Raw genomic sequence first — 13,139 nt, forward strand, 5'->3', positions numbered from 1 at the left:
GAGGGACCCGTCCCTCACTTTTGTTATCAGGGGGACTTGAGTGTAGCCCATGACACTTATCGGTGCGGCATCTAGCGCCAAATTCGTGATGAGGGCCTAGTTTTGATATAGCTTTATATTATTATTGATTGTGATAAACCATTAACCCGAGGCAATCAAGAGCAAAAGATAATAATCAGCGCTCATAAAACAAGAGAATTAAACAACAAGAATCACGCGCCTACATCAAGACTCTAGCCACACATCCCGTATCCACTGCCAAATAGACGGCCAAGTCTCATCTTCATTCACCTCACCATCGCGCCACAAAAACACTTCGCCATCAGGATCAACGCAGTAATAGCTGCCACGATGTTCGCAGATGGGTAGCAGGTAGCGTGGCACACCTTGGGCCCAGGCCATAGAGGTTACATCAGGCAGGTAGGTATGAGAGTTAGGGTCTGCCGCCGTAACCGGCTCTAATGAGCCATAGATTACATCGCTGGCCTCAAGCAGAAAAGTGCGCACATCGCGCGGTATGGGTAAGAGTATTTCCTCTTCAATCTCGACCAGACGATCGTGATCAGGCAATTCCAGCGGCACAGGCACTAATTCATTGTGGTCGCGCAGAAGTTCCAGTATCTCTTCCATTGTTAAACCTTTGGGTGTAAATCGGGAGGGGGAATATAGCCCGAAGCAGCACGGATTAACAAGTCAGGAAGACCGAAAGATCGCTAGGGCTAGGATTTCACGCACCTTACGCCAGAGTTGCAATATTAGTAGCGAAGCCTTAAGGCCAATCACTGGAATAGATTGAGCTGCTGATCCGTTAAGGTGTGGGTCGACTCATTCAAAAAATACAAAATGCTATCGGCGACCGGAGTAAGCTGCTTATCGATATATTGCTGATAATCCAGCGGGCTCTGCTGCGCCGCTAGCGGTTCCGGCCCGCTTAAGGTGAGCACGTAGGCAATCCACTCCCCACGGCGCAGAGTAATGCCCGTTAAATGCTGATATTTACGCGCGGCCTGCACATGTGGCGGCACATTTTTTTGATACTCATGCAAATGGCGTCGCAACCGCTTGCGATACACTAAATCCTCATCGCACTCGCCCGCCAGCAGGCTGCTCATAGTGCTGCGAACAAAGTCGCTATAGTCCTCACCTTCAAAAATTTTGCGGTACAACTCTGCTTGAAATTTTTTGGCGAGCTGCGTCCAGTCCGTGCGTACATTTTCTAACCCCTTAAAAATCAATTCGCGCTGCCCCGCTACCTCGACTAAACCGGCATAGCGTTTCTTGGTGCCCTCGTCTGAGCCGCGCATGGTGGGCATTAAAAAACGTAGGTAGTGTGTTTCATATTGAATCTCCAAGGCACTTTTAACCTGAAACTCCTCCTGCAAGGTTTGTCGCCACCACAGATTCAACTCTCGCGCCAAACGCGCGCCTATTTTATTGCACTGCTCCGGTGTTTTAGGCGGCTTGCCTACACAATTATTTTCCAACCACACAAACAGCGAATCAGTATCACCGTAAATAACACCGTAACCCTGCTGCTCAATCCAGGCGCGGCTGCGCTGAATAATCTCATGGCCTCGCAGTGTGATAGAACTGCACACACTCGGGTCGAAAAAACGACAGCCCGGAGAACCCAATACGCCGTAAAAAGAATTCATAATAATTTTGATAGCATGGGAGAGCGGCGCATTTTTTTCTAACTTGGCTTGATCGCGCGCGGCAGAGAGGCTCTCAATCACCTGGGGTAAAATATGCCCCTCTCGGGCAAAATAAGCCTCATTAAATCCACTGACCGTTTCCGCGTCCACTAACTGCTGATGCTGTGCGAGCCAATAGCCACAGGGATCGATCAAAAACGTGCGGATAATACTGGGATACAGGCTTTTAAAATCCAGCACCAGCACATTGTCATAAATACCTGGGCGCGAATTCATCACATAGCCGCCGGGGCTGATAACGTCTGATTCCAGCTCACCCAAATTAGGCGCCACATAACCGCGCCTATGCAAACGCGGCAAATACAAATATTCAAACGCAGCTACCGAACCGCCGATGCGATCCAACAGCAAACCCGTAAGCTGACTGCGCTCCAGTGCGAATTCCAATAATTTTTTTAGGGCAAATATTTTCCACACCAACTCACAGTCGCGCAGGTTGTATTTCGCCAACGCCAACTTATCAGTCAGGAATAATTGACTAATATCAGCGCCGCGCTCTGCACCGCTCAATAACTTTCCTTCGCCCAAAAGTTCTTCGGCAACATTCTGCAGTGAGTAACTATCAAAACGAAAATTAGCGGCTTTTAAGAGTTCAATACCATCCAGTGCCACGCGCCCTGGAATCACCACAAAGCTGCGCCCCGCGTCGCCCTCTTCGTGGCGCCAGTGAATAGCTTGGCGCGCGCGGCCTAAGGCAAGCGGGATCTTCAAGCGCTGACAAATTTTCTCCAGCACCAGCAAATCAAATTGAATTAAGTTCCAACCGATTAAAATATCGGGATCATGCTGCGCTAAAAAGTTAAAAAACTGGGTTAAACACGATTTTTCGTCAGTACAAAAATACACCTGCTCGGTATTTTCACCCTGACCACAGATAAAAACGCACTGCTGCTCAGCACTCCAAACACCAATGGAATAGAGTTCATTGGCATCCATACTGGTTTCAATATCCAGTGAGAGCATACGCAACTGCGGGCGCCACAGGGATTGCCCCTCAGGCAGAGGGCTAATGCGCGGATTGACATGCGGCGCCACGGAACCACTAAGATCATTAAGCTGAGCACCCGCGGTGACGAAGCGCTCCATTAAATAGCGCTCGGGCGGGCGAATATCGCTCTCCCAAAACGTTATTGCCTCAGCCCGCAGCATGTCTTGCGCTGTGCGCGCATCGCGCTGACGTAAAAAATACAGCGCATTAACCGGCTGATTACGAAACGTTTTTAACGCAACTTCGGCCATGCGCCAATTACGCAACGGCTGCAATAGCTGTTGAACTTGCTCCGCCTGCGCACGCGCAACAAAAAACACCACCTCCTGCCCACTCACTTGCGTCCAACAGCTGCCCTGTTCCGTCGCCCACCACAAATCCAGCAACACACCCTTAGGCGTGTCGCGCCATTGACGGCTTAATAAAAAGGCATTGATCGACATAAAGAAAAACAGAATCACTGGATAGGCGAACAGTATACCTTTGTAATGTCAATTTTTCTGTGACTATTAAAAAGAGCCTAAAACCAGACTGCTGAGCTATAACCCCGTCGTTCGCTGTTGCCTTAGCAAACAGCCTCGCCCCACCCAGCATCCAGAATCGGTATAGGTCACGCAGGCATTCATAAATAAGCCGAACTGCAGCAATAAGCATAACCCCGCTAATAATAAGATTGACCCATAGCAAAGAAAATGCTCAACAAACTCAACTTGCGCGGAGAGCAAAAGGTAATTGCGCAATGGCAGTTATACTGCATGGTACACAATGTGGAAAAACTCTGGAGATATGCGACATAGTGGGAACAAAAGAGCACTGAAGTGTTTTTATAGGCGCAACACAATCGTTTTTGGGCAAAGAATAACGGATTAGTCCACTTTTGCTGTGCATCTTGTCGATAGCGAGAAAAACTGTTCAAATAGTCGCCAATTTAAAACAACCACGCGCTGGGAAATATTTTGTGTTTTTGAACTTTATTTTTCTACAGCCTCGTCATATAGGGAGAGTAAATGAAGTCTTTTTTTAAAAATATAGTGCAGGGCATTATTGCACTCTATTTAATTTACATGCTTATTCCATTCGCCTGGAACTACATTTATAGTGAAAAAACATTAAATGCTTTGGCGTGGAATGGCTATGGCGGACTAATAGATATTAATGGTCCAGTACCTTATTTTTTTGCAGCCTTTTTTATGGTATCCCTAGTAGGGCTCTATAAATTTAAAAAGTGGGGCCGCTCATGCTTCATGGTATACACAATAGCCTCAGGACTTTTATTACCTATTTGGGGACTTGCTATTATAGGCGCTGCTGACGGAATGATTTCTTACTTTATCATCCTAACTTCTGGTTTTGTATTGTCTTTATCTTATTTTTCTTCGATTAGTAAAGAATTTAAATAAAATAAATCGGGTAAGAAGGGTTTGCTAATGAAATTTGTTCAAACTTAATGAGTTGGGGTTATGAATTAGGTGCTAACTCGGCATATTTACAAGTTATAGCTTCGAACGCTGTAGCAGTTAGTCTTTATGAAAGTCTTGGATTTCGTAGGGCCTATGATTATTGGTATCGTGTCAAAGCTTAACAAGCGACTGTGGTAAAAAACAATAAATATAATGCAAATTTAGTTTGTGGGTGCCTCAATATTATTTGATTTTTTGGAAAGAGGGATTTAAGTGGCGATGCTTGCCACCAAACATCAATAGGCACACTGCTAGGCTCGAAACAAAAAAGCCTTGGTTTAATCCAAGGCTTTACAAGTAGCTATTTCAACACGCGGCTGGCGCCAGCTGGGTGCCAAGGGTCTGGCACATAGCGCGTGCGCGCTAAAAATTGATAATAGGCGAGATCATGTTTTGGCTGCTCGTATTCGGCGGGAATCGCTTTGCCAGACAGTGTTTGGAAATAGAGTACGCAGGAGTCGCGCCAGCGCACGGCTTCACGCTCTTGTACCGCCAGCAGCGCTTTAACCTCTGCAAAGCGCTCTGGGTCAACATACGCCGCTTGCTTATCCCAATCCGCTTGCATAGCGCGCACCTGATCAACACCGGCATAGTATTTGTCTACCAATTCGTGCCAGAGGCTGCGGCCCGATTTCATTTTGTAATCCCAAGAAACATGGTGAAACCACAACAGCAAATCTTCAGGCACGGTGTCCAAATCACCATATAACTTGGCAATAGGGGCTGGGTATTGAGCAAGCGCATTAGAGCCGCTCGCGGTGCGATCAAATCCAATACCGTCTTGCGCAGCGCGGTGATAGTAAACCGCATTCCAATCTGCGCGCCCCATGTCTGCCGTCCAAGGCGCAGGACCGTAGTGATCCCCCTGCGAATACAAGTGCGTCAAACCAAGGGGCGAACGGTAATTAACGCCGGCTTCGCGCGAGCTAAGCATCATATTTTTAATAGGCTTAATGAACATTTCCTCATTCGAAAACGTCATGCGCAACCACTCATCCGCAACGGCTGCCGCGCTGAGGTTGTGATCCCACGCCATGCGTCCAAACACATACCAACTCGATTGCACAAACGGATGACCGGTCCAGTTGCGATCAGTACCAGGATTGATAACCGCGGCCATACCGGTGTGACGCGCACCAAAGACCTTGCCTTCCAAAATATTGCCAATGGTAGAGCCCGCGCCTTTTACAAAAGTATCGGTTTTTAATGACTCCTCAAAGAGTGGCCCCTGATAAGCCAAGTGCGTTGCGAAGCCGAAATATTCCTGAGCAACTTGAAACTCCATCATCATATTGGTGTGCGGCAAGGCAGCAAACAGTGGAGAGAAAGGCTCGCGCGGTTGAAAGTCAATGGGGCCATTTTTAATTTGCAGAATCACATTGTCTTTAAATTTACCATCAAGCGGGGTGAACTCGTCGTAAGCACCGCGAAAGCGATCGCCAATATCGGGGTGATAGACAAATGCTCGCCAAAACACCATGCCCTTATGGGGTGCCAGTAAATCAGCCAGCATGTTAGCGCCATCTGCATGATTGCGGCCATAGCCCTGTGGGCCAGGCTGGCCTTCAGAATCGGCCTTAACGAGGTAGCCACCAAAGTCGGGAATAAATTTATAGACCTGCTCAGTGCGCTCACGCCACCAAGCAATAACGCGCGGATCGAGCGGGTCTGCAGTATCTAAATCGCCAAACAATTTAGGCGAATTGTAGTTAATCGAGACATAAACCTTAATACCATAAGGGCGAAACACATCTGCCAAAGCCGCAATTTTTTCTAAAAACTGATCACTTAACATACGCGGATCAGCATTCACATTGTTAATAACCGTACCGTTAATACCCAGCGAAGCATTTATGCGCGCATAGTCGGTGTAGCGTGGCGATTTATACTCGGGCAAGGTACCCCAATCCCACAGCGAAAGGCCCGCATAGCCACGCTCCACAATGCGGTTTACGTTGTCCCAGTGATTAACAACGCGAAACTCCAGCTTGGGCGATGAGCTAATAGCTATATTTTTGAGGGATTGCTCAGTTTGAATTAAACGCAATAGATGAAAGCTACCGTAGAGCACGCCAATATCCGTATTAGCAGCGATCACCACGACATCACGTTTATTCACCCGCGCCGTTTCTATGAGATACCCTTCGTCACCCACAGCGGCTAAACGTTCATCAAGTGTCAAACCAGCAATTAATGGGGAATTTTTAGGCGTGCCCAAGAGCAACGCATGCTGCATAGGCGAGCTTGACGCTCTCTTGATAGGCTTACTGAGCATAGAACCCAAACCGCGCTGTAATTCCGCCGCTGCCGCCTGCAGTGTGAGCGAATCACCTTCAATAACGAGCTGAGTTAGTTGTTGCTGATAACTTTTACGTAACTTTGCATCGGCAACGACGGTATAGCGCAACCACATCTCATAACCATCTTCCGCACGCACGGCAAGTGAATTCAGTGATACGCAGACCACCAAGAGCACCAACAATTTACCTATTATTATTTGCTTCACATTCAACTCCGTATGGACTTTTTCAAAACAACGGTTAGACTTATAGTCGATTCAAATATAACACTCGTATACAAGATGACAAGTTTTTAAATGTTAATAAAGGTTGGCTAGATCGAGCTTTCATATCATTTTAGTCTACGCTTTATAGGGATTTAAGGCTCAATGTTAAGCCACATCAATTAACACATAACACCCTTTCAGCAGGCGTAATTATGATAAAAAAAATAGCTCTTTTCGTGCTTATACTCTTAAGCAGCCGTGTTATTGCGGAGGAACAGACCTTACGTGTTAATGACTACAACGACCCCAATGCGGCTTATGCCATTAAAATGTTAAAGCTTGCATTGGCCCATACAGACTCCAATTACACCGTAAAAGTCTTGCAAGAAAACTTCACCCAAGCGCGCATCAATGAAGAAATTGCCACTGAAGGCGCACTTGATGTCTGTTGGAACTCATCAGATGCCACCCTAGAGCAACAAATTGAACCTATTCGCATTCCCCTTTTTAAAGGCCTGTTGGGTTATCGCATTTTTATTATCAATAAAAATAACCAAGCTAAGTTTGATCATGTCAAAACACTCGCCGATCTAAAACAACTAACAATTGGGCAGGGACGCACTTGGGCAGACTCTCGCATTTTGGAAGCCAATGGTTTTAAAGTTATTAAAGCCAACAAATACCCCAATTTATTTTATATGGTCGAGGGCGGTCGATTCGATGGCTTCCCACGCGGTGTGCATGAACCCTTTGGTGAATTGGACGCACGCCCGAACATGGAGCTCGGCATAGAGAAAAACCTCATGGTTTATTATCAAATGCCGTTTTATCTATTTGTATCAAAAAACAACAAAAAACTTAAAGCAATTATTGAAGATGGACTTGAAAAAGCCATTGCAGACGGCAGCTTTGATGCCACTTTTTTAGCGGACAAAGCGGTACAAGATGTAATCGCGAAAGCCAATATGAAAAACCGCTTAGTGTTTAGGCTTAGCAATCCAACTCTCTCCAAAGAAACGCCCATTAACAGACCTGAGCTCTGGTTTGATCCAGACACACTGCCCTAAAAACACGCTCAGCATGTATTACATACACAGATTATTATTTTGAAACTGAGGAATACCCATGAAACTTACTCGCCGCGACCTACTTGCATTCGCCTCAGGCAGTGCGCTAGCTCTACCCGCCTCGCAACTCATCGCTGCCGAAAAAATGAGTGCAGCGAAAACGTTAAAAGATGCGTTTAAAAAAGACTTTTATGTCGGCGCTGCACTCAGCGCCAGTATTGTTAAAAATAAAGATCCAAAATTAATGGCAATAATCGCGCGTGATTTCAATTCGGTCACGCCAGAAAATTGCATGAAGTGGGGTGAAATTCGCAATGAAGACGGCAGCTGGAACTGGGGCGATGCCGATGCTTATGTCGACTTTGGCACCCAGCACAATATGTATAGCGTTGGGCACACATTAGTGTGGCACAGCCAAATTCCTGATGGTGTGTTTAAAAATAAAGATGGCAACTACATCAGTAAAGAAGCGCTACTCGGTAAAATGCAAGATCACATCACCACCTTGGCAGGCCGCTATAAAGGCCGATTGCAGGCGTGGGACGTCGTCAACGAAGCTATGGACGATAATCTTAAAATGCGCGAAAGCCACTGGTATAAAATATTGGGGGACGATTTTATTTATAAGGCATTTAATTTTGCTCATGAAGTAGATCCAAAAGCACACCTCATGTACAACGATTATAATATCGAAAACACTGGCAAGCGCGAAGCGGTAGTAGAAATGATTAAGCGCTTGCAAAAACGCGGCATGCCTATTCATGGGCTCGGCATTCAAGGTCACGTAAACATTGAAACGCCTAGCATCAAAGAAATTGAAAAAAGTATTGTCGCCTTTGCCAAGCTCGGCCTACGCGTACACTTCACTGAATTAGATGTAGATGTATTGCCATCGGTCTGGAATATCCCCGTGGCTGAAATCTCAACTCGCTTTGACTACACCCCAGAGCGCGACCCCTACACCACGGGTTTACCGCAAAAAGTGCAGGATAAATTAGCCCGTCGTTATGAAGCACTGTTTAAACTATTCCGTAAGCACAAGGACAACATTGAACGTGTAACCATGTGGGGAGTGAGTGATGACGCCAGCTGGCTCAATGACTTCCCAATCAAAGGGCGCACCAACTACCCATTATTATTTGATCGCAAGCATGAACCGAAATCAGCTTACTTTCGCCTACTCGACATGAAATAGAAAGCAAGCCCCTAAAATAGAAAAAGCGCCGCATAAAGGCGCTTTTTCTATTTTTAGCTCTATGATATTAGTCCTGCCCTCACTTGAATCGCAAGACTTAAATCATTGACATTCTGCCGCGCTACCAATTCATTTTCTGCTTTATAAAAGCACTTAATAAAGTAGCATTCGCCTTATGCTGTGCGATGCGCGGATGCTGCCCGTAACCGGTAAACTCAAAGAAAATAGTATCGAGCTTGTCATCTTTATAGGTCTTTTTCATCTTGGCCACTGCGGTGCTAATGTAACCAGGCCATTTCTCATCGGCCGTTGCATCCATACTACCCAATGCACAAATTATCTGCGCCTTAGGATATTTAGCACGAATAGTGCGTACAAATTTTATATAGGCTTGGATACGTTGCTCATCACTAGGGATTGGCTGCAGGCGCTTTTCGCGATCTATCAACCAACTGTCGTTTTGCAATAGATTCACCACCACCACATCTGGCGTCCAGCGTTTAAAATCCCAACGGCTATCATTATTACCCACGGCACTGAGCTGATCGTAAAACTGCGGCATAGTGAAGGGAAACCAACTGATCATAATGCCAATACCACTTTGAGAAATGGTATGCAGTTCCGCATTCAAATTACGCGCGGTTATTGCACCATAAGCCCAATAGTTGTTTTTTTCTGATAAAAGATGGTCAGCGCCATTATCAGCACCTTCATTCCCCGCACCACTCGTTATAGAGTCGCCATAAATTTCTATGCGGCGGATAGGGCGAGCTGGTGCGGGCAGTAATTTGGCATCAGCGTCTAACAATAAACCCTTGAAACCCGTTGCCCCTTCCTCCCCTTCTGTGCGCTTATAAATTTCTACGCTGTGACTGCCCGGCTTCAATGCAGTCGATATCACATAGGTTTGCTCACCCTGCTTGGCTTCAAGCACAAAGGGATGTTGCGTGTCGCCATCCACAAACACATTGAAATAATTTTTCCCTAAGCGATCATCTAAGCTTAAAGCCAAAGAGGTGCCCGTAAAATTTGCTTTAATACTAGTGCCAGGCCATGAAATTTGCGGTACTTTTTTGTCGGAAAAGTCAACGCGGCCTGTATAGAGATATTCCGGATTATCAGCGCTAATTGTTTGCACCGGCTCAGCCGCTGCCACTATAGAAAAACTTAATGCCGCTATAAACAAGCCCTGCAATAAGCTATGGATTATTTTCATCGCCACCCCCTTTCACTATTAGGTTATCAATAAATTATTAAACTGCTTATAGATATAAAATTAACGTGCTTTATTGCGCAACAGCATCGGTCACCACACCCAACAATTCGAGCACCTTATGCCCTGCAAAGCCATCGGCAACCATGCCCTGCTCGTGTTGAAACTCACTAAGGGCGTTTCGTGTTCCCGAACCAAACACACCATCAATTTTTGCAGCGTAAAAACCTCGTTGCTGAAGCTGGGTTTGCACGGCAATAACCTGCGCGCGGTGCAAGCGCGGTGCGTCTGTTGGCGGTGCTTGCAATAATGTTCCTGCACCTGCAATGCGGTCCGCCAAATGTCCAACAGCCAAGGCATAGTACTCGGAGCGATTCCAACGCATAATCACATTGAAGTTTTCGTAAACCAAAAAAGCAGGGCCTTGATATCCAGATGGGACTAACAGTGAAGCATTCATATCTGCTTGCGGCAAGAGGCTATTGTCAGCATTTCTTACCCCTAATTTTTTCCATTGTGACAATGGTTTTTTATTTTTTAAACCCGCTTCGATAAATGAAAATCCCTTCGGCAATTTCACTTCACGCCCCCAGCGTTCGCCCGGCTGCCAACCAAGGTGTTGTAAAAAATTGGCACCCGATGCCATAGCATCTGCCGTGCTGCCCCATAAATTCCGTTTGCCATCGCCATCGTAATCTACTGCATACTGTAAAAATGCTGAAGGCATGAATTGCACGTGCCCCATAGCACCCGCCCATGACCCCACCATTTTGTCAGAAGTAATCGCACCCTCGTCAAGGATACGCAACGCGAAAATCAGTTCGCGCGTGAAAAATTCACTGCGTCGCGCATCGCAGCCTAGCGTGGCCAATGAGTCCACCACCGGAATATTGCCAAAATAGCTGCCAAAATTTGTTTCAAGCCCCCAAAATGCCAAAAGGTACACTGCGGGCACACCATACTGTTGCGCAACCTTATCCAGCAACACGCGGTGCTTTACCCAAAGCTCACGCCCTTGAGCAACCCGTTGATCACTCACGCTACGATTAAAGTAGTGTGCAAAAGTTGTCGTGAACTCTGGCTGCTGGCGATCTAATTCAAGCACGCGACTATTCAAATGTGCATGGGCCAGGCTGCCATCAATGGTGATTTTAGAAACACCCGCAGCGGCTGCCTTTTCTGCGAAATTTTTTAAACACGCGGAAAACATTTCAGCGGTTAGCATAATGGCGGGTGGTTCTGTGGGTGATTCTGTCGATGCCAAAGACGAGCTTGAAGCAGAGGACATAGCCGCATTTGCTATTAGCACATTTAAACTGGCAAGGGCGATTAACGTCCTGAGGGTTTTCATAACAACTCCAGTAGAGGCCAGCAAACTAAATACACTGAGTTTGCCAAGCCAAAAATTCATTAGGTTTATCGGTAAATACAGCATCCACGCCAATTTGATGCAAGTACTCCCACTCATCAGCGCGGTTGACGGTATAGACCCAAGTGTGAAATCCACGTTTATTAGCATCTTGGACCAATTCTGGCAGACAATAACTCAGGTGATTGTTTAGCGAGTACGCCTTTAATGGCTCACAACACGCGGCATAATCCAAAGGCACGCCTTCTATTAACACCCCTCGTTTCACATCAGGCAATAATTGTAAGGCTTGAAATATTTGTTGATGATCGAAACTAGAAATAATGTAAGGTTCAAAACTGCCCTGAGTCGCACTCACAAAATCACGCAAGCAACGATTGAGTACAGGCATGACGCCCTGCCCCTTTATTTCTATATTTAACAGCGCGCGCTCACCCACAAGGGCCAGCACCTGCTCTAGACGCGGTATGGGCTCGCCATTCTCTAAACGCTGCTGAGCCAAATAAGCTTTAGGCTGCTGGTCAATTATTCCCTCACCGCTCACCACCCGCCCTAAACGACGATCGTGGGTGACAAGCAACTCCCCATTACAAAGAAATACATCTAACTCAATGCCATCTACACCCATATTGAGCGCACGCGCCATAGCGGCTAAACTATTTTCAGGCAGGGGCTGTCCGCCTAAAGGGCCACCGCGATGTGCAATACATTTAAGTGATGTCATATATCTTTACCTATTAAGCATCAAACGAGTACAAGATGGCTTAGAATAGCAAACTTATCTTCATCCCCGATGTATGTATAACAAGTATTTCTGTTGCGTTGCACAACACCAACCACATCACTATTTTTTTGCCATAACATTCGCCGTAAAAGTTGAGCCAAGATGAACCAACTAGCTAGTATCTTTATCGAAAATCCGCTCATAGAGCGTATTTTAAACCACACGCTAATGACAAAATTTATTTTACTTAGCATTACCTTTATCGTCTTTTACCTCATGACCAAGCTGGTCAATAAAATCATTCGCGATACAGCTATTCGCCGCACCCTCGGCAACTTGCGCGTACTCCACATCACGCGCTTACTCAATATGGGTATGACATTTTTATGTTTGGTCGTTATGTGCTTACTACTGGGATTGGGTTACAGCGAAATTTCTGTCTTTTTATCGTCAATTTTTGCCGTAGTCGGCATAGCGCTTTTTGCTCAATGGTCTATTTTGAGCAATGTGACCGCCAGCATGATTATTTTCTTTAGCTTTCCCTATCAAGTGGGTGATCGTATTCGCATACTTGATAAAGATGATGATATGACGGGCATTATTGAAGAGATCACCATGTTCCATGTACTCCTGCGCTGCGGCGATGGCAACCTACTTAGTTACCCCAACAGCCTTATATTGCAAAAAGCCGTACTGAAAATTGAACACGACTTTGAAGACCTCGACACCGAAGAAATTGCCGCTGAAGACAGCCTCCAAAACACCAACAAAAAAACAGAGCACATGGCCCAAGCGCCTCAAGTGCGCTTAGCGGCGCAGGATTAATAGCAAGAGCATCGACAACAGCCCCAAAAGAACCCCTAAAAGCGTATAGCTCCTTGTTGTGACCTTACACCTAGCGC

General features: G+C 46.2%; 12 protein-coding genes. 6 read left to right on the forward strand and 6 right to left on the reverse strand.

Going from position 1 to position 13,139, the window contains the following annotated elements:
* Positions 1 to 225: 225 nt before the first annotated feature.
* Together AC0KUT_RS13805 and AC0KUT_RS13810 are read right to left on the reverse strand one after the other, a co-directional pair.
* Positions 226 to 630 (reverse strand): SMI1/KNR4 family protein, encoded by a 405-nt coding sequence (locus AC0KUT_RS13805; protein WP_488830783.1) that lies wholly within the window; start codon positions 628 to 630, stop codon positions 226 to 228.
* A gap of 149 nt (positions 631 to 779) precedes the next feature.
* The gene (locus AC0KUT_RS13810) at positions 780 to 3,164 is read right to left on the reverse strand and encodes a DNA polymerase II (protein WP_488830785.1); all 2,385 of its coding nucleotides are present in this window, start codon (positions 3,162 to 3,164) and stop codon (positions 780 to 782) included.
* A gap of 231 nt (positions 3,165 to 3,395) precedes the next feature.
* Between AC0KUT_RS13810 and AC0KUT_RS13815 the strand changes: the two genes are divergently transcribed.
* The 3 genes from AC0KUT_RS13815 to AC0KUT_RS13825 all read left to right on the forward strand — a co-directional run bounded on the left by AC0KUT_RS13815 (position 3,396) and on the right by AC0KUT_RS13825 (position 4,285).
* Positions 3,396 to 3,500: a transposase gene (locus tag AC0KUT_RS13815; RefSeq protein ID WP_488830786.1), complete on the forward strand. Its 105-nt coding sequence runs from the start codon at positions 3,396 to 3,398 to the stop codon at positions 3,498 to 3,500.
* Between the two features lie 210 nt (positions 3,501 to 3,710).
* Complete coding sequence (locus tag AC0KUT_RS13820; RefSeq protein WP_488830788.1) at positions 3,711 to 4,103, forward strand: hypothetical protein; 393 nt, start codon at positions 3,711 to 3,713, stop codon at positions 4,101 to 4,103.
* Positions 4,104 to 4,150: 47 nt separating this feature from the next.
* Positions 4,151 to 4,285 (forward strand): N-acetyltransferase, encoded by a 135-nt coding sequence (locus AC0KUT_RS13825; protein ID WP_488830790.1) that lies wholly within the window; start codon positions 4,151 to 4,153, stop codon positions 4,283 to 4,285.
* 179 nt (positions 4,286 to 4,464) lie between these two features.
* Here AC0KUT_RS13825 and AC0KUT_RS13830 read toward each other — a convergent pair whose 3' ends face one another.
* Positions 4,465 to 6,669: an alpha-glucuronidase family glycosyl hydrolase gene (locus AC0KUT_RS13830; protein ID WP_488830792.1), complete on the reverse strand. Its 2,205-nt coding sequence runs from the start codon at positions 6,667 to 6,669 to the stop codon at positions 4,465 to 4,467.
* A gap of 236 nt (positions 6,670 to 6,905) precedes the next feature.
* On the opposite strand from AC0KUT_RS13830, the gene AC0KUT_RS13835 reads away from it, so the two are divergent.
* Both AC0KUT_RS13835 and AC0KUT_RS13840 read left to right on the forward strand, forming a co-directional pair.
* Complete coding sequence (locus AC0KUT_RS13835; protein WP_488830793.1) at positions 6,906 to 7,736, forward strand: diguanylate cyclase; 831 nt, start codon at positions 6,906 to 6,908, stop codon at positions 7,734 to 7,736.
* A 58-nt stretch (positions 7,737 to 7,794) separates the two neighbouring features.
* Positions 7,795 to 8,931, forward strand: coding sequence for an endo-1,4-beta-xylanase (locus AC0KUT_RS13840; protein WP_488830795.1), 1,137 nt, complete (start codon positions 7,795 to 7,797; stop codon positions 8,929 to 8,931).
* A gap of 121 nt (positions 8,932 to 9,052) precedes the next feature.
* On the opposite strand, the gene AC0KUT_RS13845 is transcribed toward AC0KUT_RS13840, so the two are convergent.
* The 3 genes from AC0KUT_RS13845 to AC0KUT_RS13855 all read right to left on the reverse strand — a co-directional run bounded on the left by AC0KUT_RS13845 (position 9,053) and on the right by AC0KUT_RS13855 (position 12,237).
* On the reverse strand, positions 9,053 to 10,147 hold the full coding sequence (locus AC0KUT_RS13845; protein ID WP_488830796.1) for an SGNH/GDSL hydrolase family protein: 1,095 nt from the start codon (positions 10,145 to 10,147) through the stop codon (positions 9,053 to 9,055).
* Between the two features lie 70 nt (positions 10,148 to 10,217).
* Positions 10,218 to 11,495: a lytic murein transglycosylase gene (locus AC0KUT_RS13850; RefSeq protein WP_488830798.1), complete on the reverse strand. Its 1,278-nt coding sequence runs from the start codon at positions 11,493 to 11,495 to the stop codon at positions 10,218 to 10,220.
* Positions 11,496 to 11,520: 25 nt separating this feature from the next.
* Positions 11,521 to 12,237, reverse strand: a complete 717-nt coding sequence (locus AC0KUT_RS13855) for a glycerophosphodiester phosphodiesterase (protein WP_488830799.1) — start codon at positions 12,235 to 12,237, stop codon at positions 11,521 to 11,523.
* 162 nt (positions 12,238 to 12,399) lie between these two features.
* Between AC0KUT_RS13855 and AC0KUT_RS13860 the strand changes: the two genes are divergently transcribed.
* Positions 12,400 to 13,062, forward strand: coding sequence for a mechanosensitive ion channel domain-containing protein (locus AC0KUT_RS13860; protein WP_488830801.1), 663 nt, complete (start codon positions 12,400 to 12,402; stop codon positions 13,060 to 13,062).
* Positions 13,063 to 13,139 lie beyond the last annotated feature (77 nt).

The sequence above is a fragment of the Cellvibrio sp. 25HG11W-0 genome (assembly GCF_057815475.1).

Coding starts and splice junctions, on each gene's coding strand:
- AC0KUT_RS13805 (WP_488830783.1), bottom strand. CDS start 630: ATGGAAGAGATACTGGAACTTCTGCGCGACCACAATGAATTAGTGCCT.
- AC0KUT_RS13815 (WP_488830786.1), top strand. CDS start 3,396: ATGCTCAACAAACTCAACTTGCGCGGAGAGCAAAAGGTAATTGCGCAA.
- AC0KUT_RS13820 (WP_488830788.1), top strand. CDS start 3,711: ATGAAGTCTTTTTTTAAAAATATAGTGCAGGGCATTATTGCACTCTAT.
- AC0KUT_RS13825 (WP_488830790.1), top strand. CDS start 4,151: ATGAGTTGGGGTTATGAATTAGGTGCTAACTCGGCATATTTACAAGTT.
- AC0KUT_RS13840 (WP_488830795.1), top strand. CDS start 7,795: ATGAAACTTACTCGCCGCGACCTACTTGCATTCGCCTCAGGCAGTGCG.
- AC0KUT_RS13845 (WP_488830796.1), bottom strand. CDS start 10,147: ATGAAAATAATCCATAGCTTATTGCAGGGCTTGTTTATAGCGGCATTA.
- AC0KUT_RS13850 (WP_488830798.1), bottom strand. CDS start 11,495: ATGAAAACCCTCAGGACGTTAATCGCCCTTGCCAGTTTAAATGTGCTA.
- AC0KUT_RS13855 (WP_488830799.1), bottom strand. CDS start 12,237: ATGACATCACTTAAATGTATTGCACATCGCGGTGGCCCTTTAGGCGGA.
- AC0KUT_RS13860 (WP_488830801.1), top strand. CDS start 12,400: ATGAACCAACTAGCTAGTATCTTTATCGAAAATCCGCTCATAGAGCGT.